The following is a 19,019-nucleotide window of genomic DNA, read 5'->3' as shown; positions in this document are numbered from 1 at the left end:
GCTACCGGAACAGCTTCAGCTCTGGTTGAAAAAGCCGGCAGGTGCGGCCTCGGGCTCGGCAGCGCTGCGCTCCTCCGCCAGGACCTCGACGTTCTTCGGGGTCAGCAGGAAGACCTTGTTGGTCACGCGCTCGATGGAGCCGCCCAGTCCGAACACCAGACCGGCAGCGAAGTCTACGAGACGCTTGGCCTCGGCCTCACCCATTTCCGAGACGTTCATGATCACGGGGATATCCTCGCGGAAGGATTCGCCGATGACCTTGGCGTCGTTGTAGGAGCGGGGGTGGACGGTGGTGATTTTACGCATGGGTTCGCTCTCATCCCGGGTGGAGGGGGCACGCTTGATCGGAGTCACCGGAGCCCGGTACTCGGGGTCCACTGCGAGGTTGGTGCTGTTGTACTGCCCGGCAGCGGAGCTGCTCGAGGAGTTGGAGGCACCGGCGCGATCAGCCAGGGAGACCACCTGTCCGGCGTCGGCCTGGGGCGCCTGGGCGGGCGCAGAGGCCACAGCAGTCGGGCGGGCAGGAGCCTGCACGGCGCCGGTGGGAGCAGACACTGCTCCGGTGTGCTGCACGGAGGCCGCACGCTGGGCACCGGCCTCGCTGCGTGCGGGGGCACGATCGTTGGAGAACGATTCGTCCTGGTAGTCATCACCATCGGCCAAGCCGAGGTAGATCATGGTCTTCTTGAATGCACCGGCCATGAGGATCTCCTGGGGAAGGTTGGGTTTAGTGCGCGTGTCAGACATTACCGTGGGGACGGTCGCGCGCCGAGCACATCACGGCCAATACGCAGGTGTGTCGCTCCGTGAGCCACGGCTGCCTCCAAATCCTGGCTCATGCCCGCCGAGATCCCCGTGGCCTCCGGATGCTGGGACCTCAGCTGCTGCGAGAGTGCGGCCAGACGTTCGAACGCTGGTCCGGCGGGCTCGTCCAGGGGTGCCACAGCCATCAGCCCCGCCAGGCGCAGCCCCTCGGCGGCGGTGATCATCTCGGCCAGAGCGGGAATCTGTCCCGGGTCGGCACCACCCCGGCCGTCGGCGGGCACGGGCTGGCGCAGGTCGACCTGGATGAAGCACTCCAGGTCTGTACTCCGGGCCCCTTCCTGGCGGGCCCTGGTGGCGGCTTTGATCAGGGATTTCAGCAGTGAAGTCCGGTCCACCGAGTGCACGGCGTCGGCGTAGCGGAGCACTGACTTAGCCTTGTTGGACTGCAGCTGGCCAATAAAGTGCCACCGCAGCCCCTCGCGGCTGCCCACCTCGAGCGCCTTCGCGGAGGCCTCCTGGTCTTTGTTCTCCCCCACCTCACGGACCCCCAGGTCATAGAGCCGCTGCACATCGGCAGCGGGAAAATACTTGGTGACGACGATGAGCTCTGGCGCCTGATGGGTCCCGGAGGCAGTGACGGCGTCGGCGATGCGCTGCCTCACCGCCGTGAGGTTCTCGGCGAGCTCGGCACGGCGGGCGTCGGGCTGGGAGCTCCCGCCGGAGGGCACCGGCGTCGAAGGGGGGATGTCGGTCATGGTTTCCACCATATGACGCCTGCGATGCGCCCGTCGGGGGTGCCCTCCTGCTGCGAGCGGCGATGAGAGTACAGATCGGGGTCCTCCAGGGTGCAGCCGAAGACGTCGACGACGACGGCGCCATCCTCCTGCAGCACGCGAGTCGCCTCTGCGCGCAGGTCCAGAGCCGGAGTACCCCAGCTGGTCATCGAGGCGAGGGCGGGACGAGCCTCTGCCAGCTCATCCACCATGCGCTGGGGGACTTCATAGCAGCGCCCGCAGGCCGCAGGCCCGATCCAGGCGGTGAGCTGCTCGGCACCTCGTTCGCGCAGCGCCGCCACGGTATTCTCTAGCACTCCGCCCAGCAGTCCGACCCGGCCCGCGTGAGCGGCGCCGATCAGTGGACTGCCGTCCTGGCGGCGACCAGCGAAGAGTACCGGAAGACAGTCGGCGGTCATGATGGCCAGCGCCTGGGAAGCCTGCGCTGATACCCAGGCGTCGCCGGTGGGCACAGCGTCTGGAAACTCCGCCTCTGCGTCCAGTACATCGGCGGAGTGGACCTGATGCAGGAACCGCAGCGCCCCGGACTCCAGCCCCATGTGGCGTTCGAGGTCTCGGCGGTTCTGCTCGCCACCCTCCCCCACGTTCAGAGACAGGCTGCCTGCACCGATGGAGGTGAAGCCCAGACGAATACCGTCCTGGGTGTGTGACCACCAGAACGGAGAGCGCGGGGAACTGTGCTCGGGCGTCTGCAACATAGTCCCCATTGTCTCAGCCCTGCGGCACTGTCTGGGGTCAGGTCTCCTGCACAGCAGAACGGGGGCGCCCCTGCCTGGAACGGCAAGCGGCACCCCCGCACTCGATGGGAAGGTTATCGCCAGAAGTATGAGTTGGGCGACGCGACTACTTCAGGAAGTCGGGCACATCCAGGTCGTCGTCGCGGCTGCCCGTGTAGTCCGACTCCACGATCTCGGGGATCTCCTCGGCCTCGGGGGCAGAGGGCTTGACCCGCGGGGTGGGGGCGGTGTCGCCGGAAGCGGCGGATCCTGCGCTGCGCGGTGCGGCTGCCGCCCCGGCGGTAGCACCGGCAATGGGCGCCACTGGAGCTGCCGGTCGCTGCGGCGGAGCACCGGCCGCAGGGGCTACCGGCTTTGAGGTGGCGTCCACCTGGTCGAAGCCCGCGGCGATGACGGTCACCCGTGCTTCGTCGCCCAGAGCGTCGTCGATGACAGCACCGAAGATGATGTTGGCCTCCGGGTGCGCGACCTCCTGCACCAGACGAGCGGCCTCGTTGATCTCGAACAGGCCGAGGTCGGAGCCGCCCTGGATGGAGAGCAGCACGCCGTGAGCGCCGTCGATGGAGGCCTCCAGCAGTGGCGAAGCGATGGCCAGCTCTGCTGCTTTGACGGCGCGGTCTTCCCCATTCGCCGAGCCGATGCCCATCAGAGCGGAACCGGCGCCCTGCATGACCGACTTCACGTCGGCAAAGTCCAGGTTGATGAGGCCGGGAGTCGTGATCAGGTCGGTGATGCCCTGCACACCGGAGAGCAGCACCTGGTCGGCGGAGCGGAAGGCATCCAGCACCGAGACGTTCTTGTCCGAGATGGACAGCAGGCGGTCGTTCGGGATGACGATGAGGGTGTCGACCTCATCACGCAGGGCCTCAATGCCGGACTCGGCGGAGCTGGCGCGGCGCCGGCCTTCGAAGGTGAAGGGACGGGTGACCACACCGATGGTCAGCGCGCCCAGGGATCGGGCGATACGCGCCACAACGGGGGCGCCGCCGGTACCGGTGCCACCACCTTCGCCGGCGGTGACGAAGACCATGTCGGCCCCGCGCAGGACCTCCTCGATCTCTTCGGCGTGGTCCTCGGCGGCCTGGCGCCCCACGTCGGGGTTGGCGCCTGCGCCCAGTCCACGAGTCAGCTCACGCCCGACGTCCAGCTTGACGTCGGCATCGCTCATCAGCAGCGCCTGTGCGTCGGTATTGATCGCGATGAACTCGACACCACGCAGTCCGACTTCGATCATCCGGTTGACGGCGTTGACGCCGCCGCCACCAATGCCGACGACCTTGATCACGGCGAGGTAGTTGTTCGGTGCTGCCACGTTGATATGTCCCTTGCTTCTCGAGAAGTCACAGATGCACGAAGACCCCCGCTGCCATAATGGGCTGCTCCTGGCTCCTCACTGCCTCGCCCGTCATCCGGTGTGTCCGAGGCTTTCAGCCGATGCAGTTCGCGGATGCATCGGTTGAGCCGCTAGTCACCATCTGACGCCGTGAGCCGCCCAGGCAGTCGGGAGCCTTCGTGACATCTGTCATTCTTCAGTTGTCCTGTCGCCCTCAGCAAGGTTCAAGTTGCACTTGAACCTTAGTCCCAGCGGCGGACCATGCCCGCCACCTCGTCGCGAGGGTTCCCTTATGCGTTGGTGCCCACCCTACCGGCCCGCCTGGAGTTCAGCGGGTAACCGGCGTCAGCGGCGTGGATATATCGATGGTTTCGACGTCGGTGAACTCCTCGGCGTCGGAGGCAAGGATCGCCTGGAGCACCGCGGCCTTCTCCTGGCCCTGGTCGTCGCTGCCCCAGATGATGGTCCGTCCGTCTCGCAGCTGCAGCTGTACGGAATCGATGGAGCCGGCGGTGGCGGTCTCAGTGGCTTCTCGTGCTTCCTCCGGCAGCTGTCCCAGCACGGAGACGATCGTGTCGAAGACTGCCTGATCCTCCAGCGCCGCCTCCGAGGAGATCTCCGCGGTCGGGTACCCCTCAGCCTGCATCGCCTCATGGCCGGGAAACTCGCGGATGATCTGCCCGTGCTCGTTGTAGAAGCGCACCGCATCCTCTTCGTGGACTTCCGCTACGGGCGGGTGCTCCACGAGAGTGATGTGCAGGGTGTGCGGCAGCTCGGCGGTGCTGTCGACCTCGGCGACGACGCTCTCGTCCTCCAGCATGCGGGAGACCTCCCGCGTCCCCACCTGGGGAAGCGGTGTGCCGTAGAGCTCGGAGACCAGCTCCTGCGCCCTGGCGTCGGTGAGCAGGTCATTGCCGGTGATCTCGATGTGCCGAATGCTCAGCAGCGGCGAGAAGTAGAGCGTGGCCACCAGGGCCAGCAGCAGCGCAAAGACCCCGCCCAGCAGCATCAGACCGCGACGCCGCCGCTTCCGCTGGGTGACCGCCTCGGGTTCCGGGAACGCGAGAGTCTCAGCCATCAGGCCGCGGGCTCCCCAGTCTTCTCACGCGAGCTCAGTGCCTCCAGAATGCTGGGACCCAGTTCCGTGACGTCCCCGGCCCCGAGAGTCAGAATAAGGTCTCCCGCACGCGCAGGGGCGACGACGGCGGCCACCGCTTCCTCACGGGAGTAGACCGTGTGGCCCAGCAGCTGGGCGGTCACCCCCTCGATGGGCTCCTCGCGGGCGGGGAAGATCTCCAGCACAGCCACCGTGTCGGCCGCGCGCAGTGCGTCTCCGAACTCTGCGGCGAAGGCCTGGGTGCGGCTGAAGAGATGGGGCTGGAAGATCGCGTGAACCTTCCCATTCCCTGCCGCGCTCTGAGCCGCGGCCAGCACCGCGGCTACCTCGGTGGGGTGGTGGGCATAATCGTCGTAGACAGTCACCCCTGCGACCTGACCTTTGAGGTCGAAACGGCGGGAGCTTCCCCGGAAGGCGCCTACCGAGCGGGATGCAGACTCCAGACTCAGGCCTGCGTAGAGGCCCACCGCCACCGCCGCCGCGGCATTGAGTGCATTGTGCACCCCGGGCACCAGAAGCTGCGCAGCGGCCTGCTCGGAGCCATGGCTGAAGGTGACCTCCTGGCCCAGCCCGACGCCCGCGCGGTCTGTGATCCGCAGCTGCGCCTCGGCATGGGTGCCATAGGTGAGAACGCGCACCCCGCGGGCCGTCAGGGGCTCCTGCACGGCCCCCAGCAGCTTGGCGGCGCCGGCGTCGTCCAGGCACACAATCAGGCAGCCGCCGTCCAGGATCCGCTCGGTGAAGTCCACAAAGACCTGCTCGACGGCTTCTGCGGTGCCGTAGTGGTCCAGGTGGTCCGGCTCCACGTTGGTGACGATCGCGACTTCGGGAGCATAGTTGAGCAGGGAACCGTCGGACTCGTCGGCTTCGGCCACGAACCACTCCCCCGTCCCCGCCGCAGCATTGACGTTGAGTCCGGCAATATTGGCCCCGATGGCGAAGCTCGGATCCAGGCCCGCCTCCCGCAGCATGACTGCAGTCATCGAGGAGGTCGTGGTCTTGCCATGGGTGCCCGCGACGGCGATCCCCCGGGCTTCGGCCATACACGCGGCCAGGCCCTCCGAGCGGTGAAGAATCGGCAGGCCGCGGGAGACGGCGTCGTCGTACTCTGGGTTGCCCGGCTTGGCAATCGAGGAGGCGATCACCGTAGCCACCTTCTCCCCCGACTCAGCTTCTACGGAGGCGATGTTCTCGGCTGAATATCCGATGCGGATGGGAGCCCCGGCGGCACGGAACTCGTCGAGCACGGGAAGCTCTTTGGCGTCCGTTCCCGAGATCGGCACACCGGCGGCCTGCAGCAGACGCGCCACGGCTGAGACTCCGACTCCGCCGAGACCCAGGAAGTGGACGCGGCCCAGTTCGCTCAGCCGCTTCACCTCTGCACCTCGTATCCAGCCGCACGGAGGGCAGCCCGGGCCATGCGCTCATCGGCGTCGCTGATGCCGCGTTCTGCGGACTGCTTCTCCATGGTCAGCAGCAGGCGGGGATCCTCCAGAAGGGGAACAATGTTGCGGCGGATCCAGGCGCGGGTGAAGTGCTCGTCCTTGACCAGCAGCGCTCCCCCGGCGTCGACCAGCCCCCGAGCATTGAGCTCCTGCTCACCGTTGCCCACGGGCAGCGGAACGAACACCGCCGGCAGCCCCACAGCGGCCACCTCACTGACGGTGGCGGCGCCGGAACGCGCCACGATGAGGTCCGCGGCGGCGTAGGCCAGGTGCATGCCGTCCAGGTACTCGCGCTGGTGGTAGCGCTCGGCGGTCAGCGGAGTGCCGTGGCGGTCCGTGACGGCTTTGTCCCGGCCAGTCAGGTGCAGGACCTGAACTCCGGTGGCCAGGATGTCCTCTAGCGCGGAGGCCACGGCGTTATTGAGGTTCAACGCACCGGAGGAACCGCCGGTGACGACGAGCGTGGTCAGCTCGGGGTCCAGCCCCAGAGCCTCCCGGGCAGCGGCCTGCTCAGCCCGGCGGTCCAGCTGGGAGATCGTCCGGGCCATGGGCATCCCCACCCATTCGGCGTTCTTCAGCGGGGTGCCCTCGAAGGCCACCCCGGTAAAGGCGGCGAAACGGGATCCGAGCTTATTGGCCATACCGGGGCGCGCGTTGGCCTCGTGCAGCACTACGGGGATGCTGAGCCGCTTCGCCGCGAGGAAGACTGGGGGACAGACGTATCCGCCCACACCGACGACGACGTCGGCTCTCCTGGCCTGCAGAATGGCAGCGGCGTCGTCGATCGCGGCGCGGAAGCGCCGGGGGAAGGCGAAGAGGTCTCGGGTGGGGCGGCGAGGGAAGGGGACCTTCTCGATCGTCTCCAGGTCGTAGCCGGCCGCGGGGACCAGCCGAGTCTCCAATCCGCTCTGGGTGCCGATCATGCTCTGCCGCGCCTGCGGTGCCAGTCGCCTGATGGCCTCAGCGATGGCGAGCATGGGGCTGACGTGGCCGGCTGTGCCGCCTCCGGCGAGAACAACGGCGGGCGCATCTGCGGCCCCGCTGTCCTTGGTCACGCTGCGCTCGGGCACGGCGGAGGGTCCTTGCTCGGTCACGAAGGGGGCTCCTTAGGGCTGGGTCGGGTCAGGCGCTCAGGCGCTCTGCTTATTCAGCGGTGCCAGTGTAGACCGCTTGGGCGCCGAGCGCCGGGGCTTGGTGGGTTTGGCGGCCTCCACGCGCTGCCGGCGAGCGAAGTTGAGCACCACGCCGACGGCCAGCAGGGCACAAGTCAGCGCCGAACCGCCGTAGGAGATGAAGGGCAGCGGCACACCGACGACCGGCAGCAGGCCGGTGACCATGGCGATGTTGATAAAGGCCTGCCCCACCAGCCATGCGGCCACGCCGACGCAGACCAGCACCACAAAGTGGTCCTTGGAGTTGGCGGCTACCCGGAAGATGCCCACCACGAGCAGAACGAAGAGCCCGAGAACCGTGAAGGTGCCAAGCAACCCCAGCTCCTCTCCGATGATCGTGAAGATGAAGTCGTTGTGGACCTCGGGAATGTAGTCCCACTTCTGGCGGGACTGTCCCAGCCCCACGCCCCAGAAGCCGCCGGAGGCCAGGGCGAAGAGTCCGTGCTGGGTCTGATAGCAGGGCTCGGTGATGTGGTCGCAGTTCATGCCCAGCCAGGCATAGACGCGCAGCATGCGGTACGGGGTCACCCACATCAGCAGGGCGACGGCGGCGATGGCGGCCGCTGCTGCGGTGAGGAAGTAGCGCATCCCCACACCCGCGACGAAGAGCAGGGCTCCGATGATGAGGATCAGCACGATGGCGGTGCCGAGGTCACCGCCGGCCAGAACGAGGGCCAGAACGGAGAGCGCCCCCGGGGCCACGAAGGGCACCATCCAGTGAGAGAACTGGGCCACGAGCCCGCCCTTGCGAGCGAGCACGGCCGCTCCCCAGAGCACGAGGCCGAGCTTCGCCAGCTCCGACGGCTGCCCGCGGACAGGGCCGATCTGCAGCCAGTTGGTGGAGCCACCGCCGGAATCACCCAGGGGGGTGAAGGCGACCAGCATGAGCATGATCGCCGAGAGGATCATGGCGGCCCAGCCCAGGAAGCGCATCCACCGGGTGGGCATGACGGAGGTGATCAGCATGCCGACGATGCCGACCACGGCCCAGCTGGCCTGGCGGGTCACGGTGGTGAAGGGCTGGCCCGAGGCATCCACGGAGGTGGAGGAGAGCACCATCGTCAGGCCGATGGCAGCCAGGGCGACGGTGCAGCCCAGCACAATCCAGTAGTTGGTGTGCGGGTTGCCGCCTTCGAAGAAGTTCCACACCTGACGCACACGCTCGGCCCGGCGGGCGGCGCGTTCCTCGCGCCAGGCACGTCCGGCTGAACCGTCCGATGGTTGCTCGTCGGGGTGAACTGCCTCCTCATCGGAGGCGTCCCGTGGGGCGCGCGGCGAACGGGTGGTAAGCCGGGAGGCATCGGATGTTGCGGTCATCGTGGCCTCCTTGATGTGGCGTCTCAGGTCGGGTCTAGGTCTGGTTCTCCATCAGCGCGGCGACGGCGTCAATGAACGCCTGTCCGCGCTCGGCATAGGAGCGGAACTGATCCATCGATGCTGCGGCCGGGGCCAGCAGCACGGTGTGTCCTGGTTCCGCCGAGCGGTTCGCGGCGCTCACCGCGGCGCGCATCGCCGCGGCTCCGTCAGTGGAGCGCAGCTGCGCCTGCGTCTCATCTTCCCCTGCTCCACCCCCGAGCACCGGCACCTGCGGCGCGTGTCGCTCCAGGCTGGACCTCAGCTGAGAGGAGTCTGTGCCGATGAGGATCACGTAGCGCAGCCGCGAGGCGATCTGCTGGATCAGCGGATCGTAGTCCACGCCCTTGGGAAGCCCGCCCGCGATCCAGACGATGTCGCTGAAGCTGGACAGTGAAGCTTCGGCCGCGTGGGGATTGGTCGCCTTGGAGTCGTTGATCCATAGCACGTCAGCGGCCTTGGCCACGGGCTGAATGCGGTGATCCCCGGGGGTGTGGTCACGCAGTGCCTGCCGGATGGCCTCGGGCTCCACCCCGGCGGCCCGTGCCAGCGCGGCGGCGGCCAGCGCGTTGGCGACCAGGTGCTTGGGCGCCACCGGTCCCAGATCGGAGCGGAGTCCCAGCTCCAGGGCCTGGTGACGACGGTCGTCGAGGAAGGCTCGATCCACCAGGAGGTCGTCGCCGTCGTCGGACCGGACCAGCCCGATCTGAGAGACCGCCGGAGTGTCGGTCGTGAAGGAGACGGCGCGGCAGCCTTCGACGACGTCGGCCTCCCTCACCATCTTTTCGGTCTCGGGGTCCGCAGCGTTGTAGATGCACGCGACCCGGGTGCTGTGGAAGATTTTGGCCTTATCGGCCCAGTAGCCGCCGAAGTCTCCGTGCCAGTCCACGTGATCGTGGGCGATGTTGAGCACCGCCGACGCCGTGGGGCTCAGGTCCAGGCTGCGGCCCTGCTCCGTCTCGGCGCTGCGCTGTGCTCCTGAAGCTTCGGCACCGTGGGCTTCGGTCCAGTGGAGCTGGAAACTGGAAAGTTCCACGGCCAGAGCGTCATAGCCTTCAGGGTCACGGATGGCATCCAGGACGGGCAGCCCGATGTTGCCGCAGGCTACCGCGCGACGACCGTCTGCCTGCAGCATGGCCTCCAGAAGCGTCACCGTCGTGGTCTTGCCGTTGGTGCCGGTGAGCACCAGCCATTGGGGTGTTTTCGCTCCCGGGCGGGCGCCGAGCCGCCAGGCCAGTTGGATGTCCGACCAGACCGGTACGCCGCGGGAGGCAGCGTCGCGCATCAGCGGGGCGTCGGGGCGCCAGCCGGGCGAGGTGACCACAAGCTGGCATGGTCCGGCGTCGAAGGTCGGGAGCTGCTCGAGATGCTCAGTACCGAAGCGCACATCTTTGACGCCCACAATCTTGAGTGTCTCGGCGTCCATCCGCTTCTTCTCGCTGGTGGCCCCGTCGAGGACGATCACCTCGGCGCCCAGTTCCGCGAGGGTGTCAGCTGCGGAGAAGCCGGTGACGCCTAGGCCCGTGACCACCACGCGCAGTCCCGCCCAGTCGGCGTCCCAGCCAGAGAGATGCGGCAGGCTGGGGCTCTCACTCACTGAGTGATCACCCCGTTCGCCCGCTTCCCGCCGCACCGTGGGTGCGACGGGTCCCCTGCGCGCTCACTGACTCGTGCCTGATCACTCACTGAGTGATCACCCACTCGCCGTAGAACACGGCCAGGCCCAGGCCGACTGCCAGTGCGCCGATGATCCAGAAGCGCACCACCACGGTCACCTCGGCCCAGCCCTTGAGCTCGAAGTGATGCTGCAGGGGGGCCATCTTGAAGACGCGTTTGCCACCGGAGAGCTTGAAGTAACCCACCTGGATGATCACCGAGCAGGTGATGATGACGAAGAGGCCGCCCAGAATGACGAACAGCAGCTGAGTGTGGGTGAGGATCGCAAAGCCCGCCAGTGCGCCGCCGAGCGCGAGAGAGCCCGTGTCGCCCATGAAGATCTTGGCCGGGGAGGTGTTCCACCACAGGAACCCGATGAGGGCGCCCGTGATGACCGCGGCCAGGGTCGCCATGTCCATGGGGTCGCGGACCTCGTAGCAGACGCTGGTGACCGCGGTACTCGAGCCGCAGGACTGGTTGTACTGCCAGATGGAGATGATCACGTAGGCCGCGGTCACCATGGCGGTGGCAGCGGTGGCGAGACCGTCCAGGCCGTCGGTGAGGTTCACCGCGTTGGTGGCAGCCGTGTTGATCAGGTTCGCCCAGATCACAAACAGGAGGCCGCCGACCACGGTGCCGAAGACCGCAAAGTCGATCGGGGTCTCACGCACAAAGCTGATGGCCGTGGAGGCCGGGGTCCGGCCGTTCTCGTCCTCGAAGAAGAGCGCCAAGGCGGCGAACAGCACACCTACCGCGCCTTGACCGGTGATCTTGGCCCAGGGGGTCAGGCCCAGGGACTGCTTCTTGGTGATCTTGGCGGCGTCGTCGAAGAATCCGACGAGTCCCATGCCGACCATCAGCAGCAGAAGCAGCAGGCCGGAGGCCGTGGGGCCGCGCGCGGCGTCGTTGGTCAGCACCATCAGCAGGTGTGTGGCCGCGTAGGCGACGACGACGGCGAAGATGATGACCGCACCGCCCATGGTGGGGGTGCCGCGCTTGACGTGGTGACTGGTAGGACCGTCATCACGAATGAACTGCCCGTAGCCCCGCTTGACGAGGAAGCGGATGAACAGGGGCGTGCCGATCAGGGTCAGAATGAGCCCGAGGGCGGCACCGATGACGACGGCGATCACTCAGGTCCTTCCTTCCCGGTGGCGATTTTGTCTCCCAAGAGTCTAAGCCCCGCACCGTTGGAGGACTTGAACAACACGACGTCGCCGGAGCGCAGCTCATTGCTCAGCCACTCTTCGGCCTCTTCGAGGGTCTCAACCCAGTGTGCTTCATTGTCCCACGAGCCCTCGGCGACGGCTCCGCGGTAGAGGGCGTAGGCGTCCTGGCCCACCACCAGCAGCTTGGAGATATTCAGACGCACCACGGTCTCTCCGAGCTGAATGTGCTTGATGTTGTGCTCATCGCCCAGCTCCAACATGGCGCCCAGCACTGCCACGCTGCGGCGCTGCGGTCCCTCTTCGGGCCGGGTGATCCGGGCGAGGGTCTTCAGCGCCTCGCGCATGGATTCGGGGTTCGCGTTGTAGGCGTCGTTGATGATGGTCACGCCGTCGGCGCGTTCGGTCCGCTCCATGCGGTACCTGCTGGTGGGTCCCAGGCCATTCAGGCGTACGGCAACGTCCTCGATGTCGATTCCGGCCCGGAATGCCGCCGCAGCTGCGGCGAGCAGATTAGTCACGTGGTGGGCCCCGGTCAGGCCACTGACGATCCGGACCCCCTGCGCCGAGGCGCTGGCGTCGTCATGGTGGGCGAGGGTGAACACGGGGTGCCCCTCGTCGTCCAGGGTGAGGTCCTGAGCCTGGATCTCGGCGCCTGCGGACTCACCGAACCAGGTCACCGGCGCCTGTGCGCGGTCTGCCATGGCGGCTACCTGGGCGTCGTCGGCGTTGAGGATGACGTGCTCGGCGGCGAACTCAGCAAGTTCGCCCTTGGTCTGGGCGATCTTGTCCGCACCGCCGAACTTGCCGGCGTGGGCCGAGCCCACCATGAGGACCACCCCGATGTCTGGAGCGACCATTCGGCACAGGTACTCGATGTTCCCCGGCGCATCCGCTCCCATCTCGATGATGAGATAGCGGGTCTCGAGCTCGGCGGTGAAGACGGTCAGGGGCACACCGACCTCGCCGTTGTAGGAGCCCTGAGGTGCCACGGTGGGCCCCTCAGGCTCCAGCAGGGAGCGCAGAAGGTCTTTGGTAGTGGTCTTGCCCGCCGATCCAGTGATCCCCAGCACGGTGGTCGGTGAGTGGGCACGGATGCGTGTCACGATCTCTGAGGCCAGCCGCCCCATGGCGACGACGACGTCGTCAACGACCACCGAGGGCCAGGGCGCCCCGTTGGAATCCTTCGTCTCCCGCTCCACCAGGGCCAGCCGCGCGCCCTTGTCGAAGGCGCTGTCGATGTAGTGGTGGCCGTCGGTGGTCTCGCCGGGCTTGGCGATGAACAGCGCATCCGGCGCCATCTGGCGCGAGTCGGTGTCGGCGTGGGTGAGGACGAGGGATTCGGGATCCTCGACGCCGACCAGCCGACCGGAGACGGCCGAGGCGATCTCGGCTGCAGTAAGAGGGATCATCAGTGGTGGGGCTCCTTAGGGGGCTTCCAGAAGGGTCTCGAAGCCGCGGTCCTTCAGCGCTCGGGCCAGTTCGATACGGTCATCAATGGAGTGCTTGCTGCCGGCGAAGTCCTGGTGGTCCTCGTGACCTCGGCCGGCTAGCAGCACGGTGTCGTGCTCGGAGGCTGCGGCCACCGCGGCGGTGATGGCCTTGGCGCGCGGTGAGATCTCCTGCAGGGTCGTGCTCAGGCCCCCGGTGGAGATGGCCTCTTGGGCTCCTTCCAGGAGATCGGCACGGATTTGCGCAGGATCCTCACCGTGGGGGTCGTCGTCGCTAATGATAACGTGATCGGCCATGCGCACGGCGATGGCGCCCATGGTGGGGCGCTTGGTCCGGTCCCGCTCCCCTGCCGCACCGATGACCAGGATCAGCTTCCCGGCTCCGTTCTCACGCGCCGCTGGACGCACCGCCTCCAGGGTGCGGATCATGGCATCCGGATTGTGGGCGAAGTCCACGATGGCTGCCGGTCTGGTGCCGATGACCTGCATGCGCCCTGGGACATTGATATGGAAGGGCCGGCGCTGCTGCAGCACGTGAACCACCTCATCGCGGGTGAACTGCTGGGGGCGCTGCGGATCCGCGGCACCCTCGAGCACCATGATCGCCGCGAGTGCGGCGTTGGAGACATTGAAGTCCCCCGGCAGCGCCGTGGAGGTGCGGATCTCCTCGCCGGTGCGGCGGGACCGCAGGGTGAAGGCGCTACCCAGTCCCTCCGGCTGCACGTCCCGGACCTCCCAGTCGGCTCGGACGGCGGAACCCGGGTTGGTGGCGAGGGTGATGACCCGGCCGGTGGCCTCACCGGCCAAGCGGTGACCCCAAGAGGAGTCCGTGCCAGCGTCGTCGACGATGATCACCGAGGTCCGCGTGCGGCTGCGGGTGAACAGCTCGGCCTTGGCGGCGTAGTACTCCTCCATGGTGCCGTGCAGATCCAGGTGATCCTGAGTGAGGTTGGTGAACCCGGCCACGTCGTAGTGGAGCCCGGAGATCCGCTGGTAGCTGATGGCGTGGCTGGAGACCTCCATGGCCGCAGCGGCCACGTTCTTGGAGCGGAACTGATGCATCAGGGCATGCAGCTGCACTGCCTCGGGCGTCGTCATGTCCGAGGCGATGCGCTCGGAGGTCTCCGGGGTAGACCCTGCGGCGATCTCAATGGTCCCGATGAGCCCGGTGCTCTTGCCCTTGGGTTCCAGCAGAAGCGACAGCAGCGACCGCAGGAAGTAGGTGGTGGTGGTCTTCCCGTTGGTGCCGGTGACTCCGTAGAGAGCGGGTTCGCTGGTGGCCGTGGTGCCGTAGATGGCAGCCGCGGCGGGGCCTGCGGCGGCGCGCACATGCTCCACCTCAATAATCGGCAGGCGGTAGTCCACCGATTCGCGGATCAGGCTGACCCCTTCGGCGTCGGTGAGTACCGCAGAGGCCCCGCGTTCCAGCGCCGTGTCGATGAACTGCGCACCGTGGGCGCGGGCGCCTTTCACGGCCACGAAGAGGTCTCCGGTATTCACCGCCTGGGGATTCATCGCCGCCCCCGTCAGGAGCGTGCGGTGCGCGCTCTCAGTCACCGGGGTGAGAAGTGGCTCGTGCCCTGCTGCTCTGAGCTGTTCAGTGAGGTCACCGGCGGTAATGCCGGTTTCTGTCACCACGGATAGTCCTGTCGTTCTCCCACGAATCCATCATATGACTCCGACTCGGCGCCCGTGGGCGGCACGTCGTAGCTGGAGAGGGTGTAGCTCATAATGTCGCGGAACGTATCGGTGAGGTCCCAGTCCCCGAACTGCCCGGCAGGACGGTGCACGGTCACCGAGACAAGGAACTGCGGATCGTCCAAAGGGGCCACCCCGATGAAGTTCACGGTGAACCCATCGAACCCCCCGTGTTCGCCAGCGGCTTCAGCAGTTCCTGTTTTGCCGCCGACACGGTATCCCTCAATGGCTGCACCCCGAGCGCTGCCGTAGTCGACGACGCCCTCCATGAGCTTGAGCATCTCATCAGAGGTCTCCTCGGAGAAGACCTGCTCGGGGGCGGAGAGGTCGGGCTCGTGATGGGTGCCGTCGGCGTCAACGTAGGAGTCCACGATGTGCAGCGGCATCTTGATCCCGTCGTTGGCCAGGATCTGGTAGAGCTGCACGTTGTGCAGCACGGAACCGGTGTAGCCCTGCCCGAACTGCGTGGTGAGGGGCTGGCGGGCGTCCCACTCCTCGGGCGGGCGCAGGATGGACTGAGCCTCGATGCCGAGTCCGATGTCCAGCGGCTGGCCGAACCCGACTTTCTGCATGTAGTCGTAACGCGTCTGTTCATCGACCTGATTGCCGATCATGACCGTGCCGGTGTTGTAGGACCGGGCGTAGATGCCTGCTGCGGTCATGTCGTACTCGGAGTGTGACCGCGCGTTCTGGATGGTTTCGCCGTCGACGGTGTAGCGGTACGGCACGGTGAACCCGTCGGTGGGCTCGACGACGCCCTCCTCCAGCGCCAGAGCGAACGTGATGGACTTGCCCCCTGAACCGGGTTCGAAGTCCTGAGTCAGGGCGATGGGGCGGCGGAAGAGCTCATCAGACTCTCCGGGATTGGCGGGGTCCACGGACTGCGAGTCCGCCATGGCCAGGATCCGACCCTCCTGGCCTTCGCGCAGGTCTACCACGGTCGCGTTGCCCCAGACCGCGTTGTACTCGTTGGTCTTGGCGGCGATGGATTCCTGCGCGAACCACTGCAGGTCCTGGTCGATGGTCAGTTGGACGTCCTGACCGTCCTCTGCGGGAATTTCTTCGAAGGTACCGGTGGGAATGCGTACTCCGTCGGCGCCGATCTCGTAGATCCGCTCCCCGTCCTCGCCGGTGAGCGCCTCGTCCTGAGACGCCTCGACGCCTTCGAGAGGACCGTCCTCGCCCACGAAGCCCACGATGGAGCCTGCCACCGGACCGGCGGGGTAGCTGCGCTGGGAGACAGGCTCTGCGTAGATGCCCGGAATGTTGAGGTCCATCACCTGTGACCGCGTCTCCGGTGTGACGGTGCGGGCGATGACCGAGTAGTGCGCCTCCCCCAGCAGCCGATCCTCAACGGTCTCAGGCTCGAGGTCCAGGATGCTGGCCAGCTCCGCCACCGTCTGCTCCCGGGTGACGGTGCTCACCAGTCCGGTCTCGGGATCGCGGAGCTGGTAGTCCTCCCCGGTCAGGCGCTGGTCAGCCACGATGTTGTAGCGCTCCACACTCGTGGCCAGAATCCGGCCCTGCGCGTCGAGGATGTCTCCACGGGCAGCGGGGACGGGAACCGTGCGCAGGCGTTCCGAAAGCGCCTGCTGGGCGTGGCCAGCCGGATCGAGGCCCTGAACGTGGAACAGACGGCCGCCCAGGACCAGCAGGACGGCCAGCAGCATCGCCAGGGCGATCCGCATACGGAAGGACAGGATGCGCTGGCGCTGCGCTTTGCTGAAGGTGGGTTTGGCGGTCATACCAGATGGGCTGTCATCGGAGGACGGGGTCACTCTCGTCGCGCTTACTCGAGGCCGGGGGCAGGAATCGAGCCGCCGTTGAGCTCCCTCGCTGAGGGTTCGCTGCGACTATCGCTTCCGCTGCCATTGTGCCCGCTTCCGGAGTCGGCAAGCGTGTTCAACGCGCCCGGCCCGAAGATTCCGCCGGGAGCCTTGGCAGCCTGGCGGGAGACGTCGACCGGCACGGCGTAGTCGCGTCCTGCGCTACCGGGCGCGGCGACGAAGTTCGACGGACGGTCGGAGGAGTCAGCGGCTTCGGCACTGCCGGCCACCGCCCCAGTCTCCAGGTCCAGCGTGCCGGCCGCTGCGGGCATGACCATCCCGAGACTGACAGCGGCATCCGACAGGGACTGCGGAGACTGCAGGTACTGAACCTGTTCCGTGAGCGCCTGGTTCTCGTGGACGAGGCTCTGGTGCTCGTTCTGCATCTGAACCACGGTGTACTGGGAGTTGGCCACGTAGATGTTGATGGCCAGGACCGCAGCCAGGGCCAGCGCCAGCAGCGCGATGATGCCGGCGAACAGGCCGCGCTGGCGCGGAGTGATCTTGGGCAGGGCCTTCAGCGCCGGGCGCTTTTGCGTCTTGGGGGCGACTGCGGGAGCGCTGCCGGCGCGGGAGTCAGCGCGCGGATGCGCGAGGGGCGCGACGCTCATGCCTTGCTCCTTGCCATTGACCTGATCTTCTCAGCCGCTCGCAGCTTTGCTGAGGCGGCTCGCGGATTGTATGTGACTTCCTCTGCCGTGGGTGGCTCGGCCCCGCGGGTGAGGGTCCGGAAGGTGGGTTTGTGCTCTTCCAGCTCCACCGGCAGCCCGGCGGGCGCGGAGGAGGTTGCCCGGGCTGCGAAGGTCTGTTTGACGATCCGATCTTCAAGAGAGTGATAACTGAGCACCACCACGCGACCACCCACAGCGACGGCGTCACACGCGGCGGGAATGGCTCGCTCCAGCACTTCGAGCTCTCGATTGACCGCGATGCGCAATGCCTGGAAGGTCCGCTTGGCGGGGTGGCCACCGGTCCTCTTGGAGGCGGCGGGAACGGCAGAGTCGACGACGGCAGCCAACTGGGACGTCGTCCTCAGCGGGGTCACCGCTTGAGCGCGCAGGATGGCCGAGGCGATGCGCCCTGCGAAGCGCTCCTCACCGTAGTCCTTGAGCACTCGGCGCAGCTCAGCCTCGCTGATGTGGGTCAGCAGCTCGGCCACCGGCTCATCCTCGGAGTCCTCCGAGGCGTCCATCCGCATATCCAGCGGCGCGTCGTAGGAGTAGGCGAAGCCCCGCTCCGCCTCGTCGAGCTGCAGGGAAGAGACGCCCAGGTCAAAGAGGACTCCGAGGAGTACCTCATCCTGGGTGAGCTCTTCGGCAACCTCGTCCACCTGGTCATAGACCGCGCGGACGCCGCGAAACCGGCTGCCGAATCGCTTGAGTCTCTCCCCTGCCAGCTCCAGGGCCTGCGGATCCCGGTCGATGCCGACGACGATCAGATCCGGGTCTGCCTCCAGTAGGGCCTCCGTGTGACCGCCCATCCCGAGGGTCGCGTCGATGATCACCGGGGACGCATCATCCGAATGCTGCTGCGCGGCCTCGAGGAGCAGGCTGACGCAGCGGTCACGCATGACCGGGATGTGCCGGTCTGCTGTTGCACGCTCCGCCATCGTCTCTCCTCTAAGGAGTTGGTCATTGGGCCGGCTCCCCATCCGCCCTGGTGAGGCCTGACATCGGGGAAGGGAAGTCAGGACCCACCGGGCGGCGGGAGAGCTCACCCAATGGTCTTTACGAACATGTGCCGGCTGCCTGCCTCAGAAGAGACCGGGAATCGCATCCTCATCGGTGGATGAGAACTCCGACTCCTTCTCCTGAAGGTAGGCGTTCCACGCCGCAGAGTCCCAGATCTCGGCGCGGTCGCCCGCTCCGATGACTGTGACTTCACGGTCCAGTCCCGCGTACTCCCGCAAGGAGGGCGGGATGGTGATCCGGCCCTGCTTGTCCGGCGTCTCATCTGAGGCTCCGGAGAGGAACACGCGGATGTAGTCACGTGCCTGACGGGAGGTCAGGGGTGCCTGGCGCATCTGCTGATGCACATTGGAGAACTCCGCTGTGCTGAACACGTAGATGCAGCGCTCCTGCCCGCGAGTAAGAACCAGACCGTCGGCCAGCTCCTCACGGTACTTCGCGGGGAGAATCAGGCGGCCCTTCTCGTCCAGCCGGGGGGTGTAGGTGCCGAGAAACATGGCTCCTACCTCCCAGATGTCCGATCAGGTGCCCTGCATTCCCATCGCGCTCCACTTTACTCCACTTCCCCCCACTTTCCAACCACTTATCTGCCCACTTCACCCCCTTGAGGAGATAAGCAACTCGTGACCCAGCCATACACCCACGGCTGACCTGCGGATTCGCGAGGGGCGTGTGGTGGAGGGAAGTGGGGCGCTCGGAGGAGGGAAATGGGGGCACCGTGGAGAAGCGGGGAGAAATACACCCTGCCGACACTCCCTCATCGAGGGTTATAGGCCATAAATGTGTTGCTGAGTAGGCCTGCTTCCCAGTGCTGGGGC

16 protein-coding genes are annotated in these 19,019 nt (G+C 66.9%); all 16 read right to left on the bottom strand.

Translation table 11 applies throughout. From position 1 onward, the window contains the following. Positions 1–15: 15 nt before the first annotated feature. Positions 16–702 (bottom strand): cell division protein SepF, encoded by a 687-nt coding sequence (locus tag RH857_RS10455; protein WP_310537938.1) that lies wholly within the window; start codon positions 700–702, stop codon positions 16–18. A gap of 44 nt (positions 703–746) precedes the next feature. Next, positions 747–1,520, bottom strand: coding sequence for a YggS family pyridoxal phosphate-dependent enzyme (locus RH857_RS10450; RefSeq protein ID WP_310537919.1), 774 nt, complete (start codon positions 1,518–1,520; stop codon positions 747–749). Then, a complete protein-coding gene (locus tag RH857_RS10445) occupies positions 1,517–2,257 on the bottom strand; it encodes a purine nucleoside phosphorylase YfiH/LACC1 family protein (RefSeq protein ID WP_310537918.1) in 741 nt (246 codons plus the stop codon). The genes RH857_RS10450 and RH857_RS10445 overlap by 4 nt, the downstream gene beginning before the upstream one ends. 145 nt (positions 2,258–2,402) lie before the next feature. After that, a complete protein-coding gene (gene ftsZ, locus RH857_RS10440; RefSeq protein ID WP_310537917.1) occupies positions 2,403–3,608 on the bottom strand; it encodes a cell division protein FtsZ in 1,206 nt (401 codons plus the stop codon). Between the two features lie 349 nt (positions 3,609–3,957). Next, complete coding sequence (locus RH857_RS10435; RefSeq protein ID WP_310537916.1) at positions 3,958–4,707, bottom strand: cell division protein FtsQ/DivIB; 750 nt, start codon at positions 4,705–4,707, stop codon at positions 3,958–3,960. Further along, positions 4,707–6,122 carry a UDP-N-acetylmuramate--L-alanine ligase gene (gene murC, locus RH857_RS10430; protein ID WP_310537915.1) on the bottom strand — a complete coding sequence of 472 codons (1,416 nt, stop codon included), beginning with the start codon at positions 6,120–6,122 and terminating at the stop codon, positions 4,707–4,709. Before murC ends, RH857_RS10435 begins: the two co-directional genes overlap by 1 nt. After that, positions 6,119–7,285 carry a UDP-N-acetylglucosamine--N-acetylmuramyl-(pentapeptide) pyrophosphoryl-undecaprenol N-acetylglucosamine transferase gene (locus RH857_RS10425; protein WP_374761158.1) on the bottom strand — a complete coding sequence of 389 codons (1,167 nt, stop codon included), beginning with the start codon at positions 7,283–7,285 and terminating at the stop codon, positions 6,119–6,121. Before RH857_RS10425 ends, murC begins: the two co-directional genes overlap by 4 nt. 36 nt (positions 7,286–7,321) lie before the next feature. Next, positions 7,322–8,680: a putative lipid II flippase FtsW gene (ftsW, locus tag RH857_RS10420; protein WP_310537914.1), complete on the bottom strand. Its 1,359-nt coding sequence runs from the start codon at positions 8,678–8,680 to the stop codon at positions 7,322–7,324. Between the two features lie 34 nt (positions 8,681–8,714). Continuing rightward, on the bottom strand, positions 8,715–10,313 hold the full coding sequence (murD, locus tag RH857_RS10415; RefSeq protein WP_310537913.1) for a UDP-N-acetylmuramoyl-L-alanine--D-glutamate ligase: 1,599 nt from the start codon (positions 10,311–10,313) through the stop codon (positions 8,715–8,717). Between the two features lie 85 nt (positions 10,314–10,398). Then, positions 10,399–11,505, bottom strand: coding sequence for a phospho-N-acetylmuramoyl-pentapeptide-transferase (mraY, locus tag RH857_RS10410; RefSeq protein WP_310537912.1), 1,107 nt, complete (start codon positions 11,503–11,505; stop codon positions 10,399–10,401). Continuing rightward, on the bottom strand, positions 11,502–12,950 hold the full coding sequence (locus tag RH857_RS10405) for a UDP-N-acetylmuramoyl-tripeptide--D-alanyl-D-alanine ligase (RefSeq protein ID WP_310537911.1): 1,449 nt from the start codon (positions 12,948–12,950) through the stop codon (positions 11,502–11,504). Before RH857_RS10405 ends, mraY begins: the two co-directional genes overlap by 4 nt. 15 nt (positions 12,951–12,965) lie before the next feature. Continuing rightward, positions 12,966–14,627, bottom strand: a complete 1,662-nt coding sequence (locus tag RH857_RS10400; protein WP_310537910.1) for a Mur ligase family protein — start codon at positions 14,625–14,627, stop codon at positions 12,966–12,968. Beyond that, a complete protein-coding gene (locus RH857_RS10395) occupies positions 14,621–16,432 on the bottom strand; it encodes a peptidoglycan D,D-transpeptidase FtsI family protein (RefSeq protein WP_310537909.1) in 1,812 nt (603 codons plus the stop codon). The genes RH857_RS10400 and RH857_RS10395 overlap by 7 nt, the downstream gene beginning before the upstream one ends. Positions 16,433–16,476: 44 nt before the next feature. Further along, positions 16,477–17,124, bottom strand: a complete 648-nt coding sequence (gene ftsL / locus RH857_RS10390) for a cell division protein FtsL (RefSeq protein ID WP_310537908.1) — start codon at positions 17,122–17,124, stop codon at positions 16,477–16,479. Beyond that, positions 17,121–18,122, bottom strand: coding sequence for a 16S rRNA (cytosine(1402)-N(4))-methyltransferase RsmH (gene rsmH, locus RH857_RS10385; protein ID WP_310537907.1), 1,002 nt, complete (start codon positions 18,120–18,122; stop codon positions 17,121–17,123). Before rsmH ends, ftsL begins: the two co-directional genes overlap by 4 nt. A gap of 144 nt (positions 18,123–18,266) precedes the next feature. Next, a complete protein-coding gene (gene mraZ / locus RH857_RS10380) occupies positions 18,267–18,698 on the bottom strand; it encodes a division/cell wall cluster transcriptional repressor MraZ (protein ID WP_310537906.1) in 432 nt (143 codons plus the stop codon). Positions 18,699–19,019 lie beyond the last annotated feature (321 nt).

The organism is Nesterenkonia flava (assembly GCF_031432335.1).
In the GTDB taxonomy this organism is placed as follows: domain Bacteria; phylum Actinomycetota; class Actinomycetes; order Actinomycetales; family Micrococcaceae; genus Nesterenkonia; species Nesterenkonia flava.
Note: the sequence above shows the minus strand (reverse complement) of the source record. Positions and strands in the feature narration are given on the sequence as shown.

Excerpts from the sequence above, each read along its gene's own strand:
- RH857_RS10455 (WP_310537938.1), bottom strand. The coding sequence starts at position 702 with ATGGCCGGTGCATTCAAGAAGACCATGATCTACCTCGGCTTGGCCGAT.
- RH857_RS10450 (WP_310537919.1), bottom strand. The coding sequence starts at position 1,520 with ATGACCGACATCCCCCCTTCGACGCCGGTGCCCTCCGGCGGGAGCTCC.
- RH857_RS10445 (WP_310537918.1), bottom strand. The coding sequence starts at position 2,257 with ATGTTGCAGACGCCCGAGCACAGTTCCCCGCGCTCTCCGTTCTGGTGG.
- RH857_RS10435 (WP_310537916.1), bottom strand. The coding sequence starts at position 4,707 with ATGGCTGAGACTCTCGCGTTCCCGGAACCCGAGGCGGTCACCCAGCGG.
- ftsW (WP_310537914.1), bottom strand. The coding sequence starts at position 8,680 with ATGACCGCAACATCCGATGCCTCCCGGCTTACCACCCGTTCGCCGCGC.
- RH857_RS10405 (WP_310537911.1), bottom strand. The coding sequence starts at position 12,950 with ATGATCCCTCTTACTGCAGCCGAGATCGCCTCGGCCGTCTCCGGTCGG.
- RH857_RS10395 (WP_310537909.1), bottom strand. The coding sequence starts at position 16,432 with ATGACCGCCAAACCCACCTTCAGCAAAGCGCAGCGCCAGCGCATCCTG.
- ftsL (WP_310537908.1), bottom strand. The coding sequence starts at position 17,124 with ATGAGCGTCGCGCCCCTCGCGCATCCGCGCGCTGACTCCCGCGCCGGC.
- rsmH (WP_310537907.1), bottom strand. The coding sequence starts at position 18,122 with ATGGCGGAGCGTGCAACAGCAGACCGGCACATCCCGGTCATGCGTGAC.
- mraZ (WP_310537906.1), bottom strand. The coding sequence starts at position 18,698 with ATGTTTCTCGGCACCTACACCCCCCGGCTGGACGAGAAGGGCCGCCTG.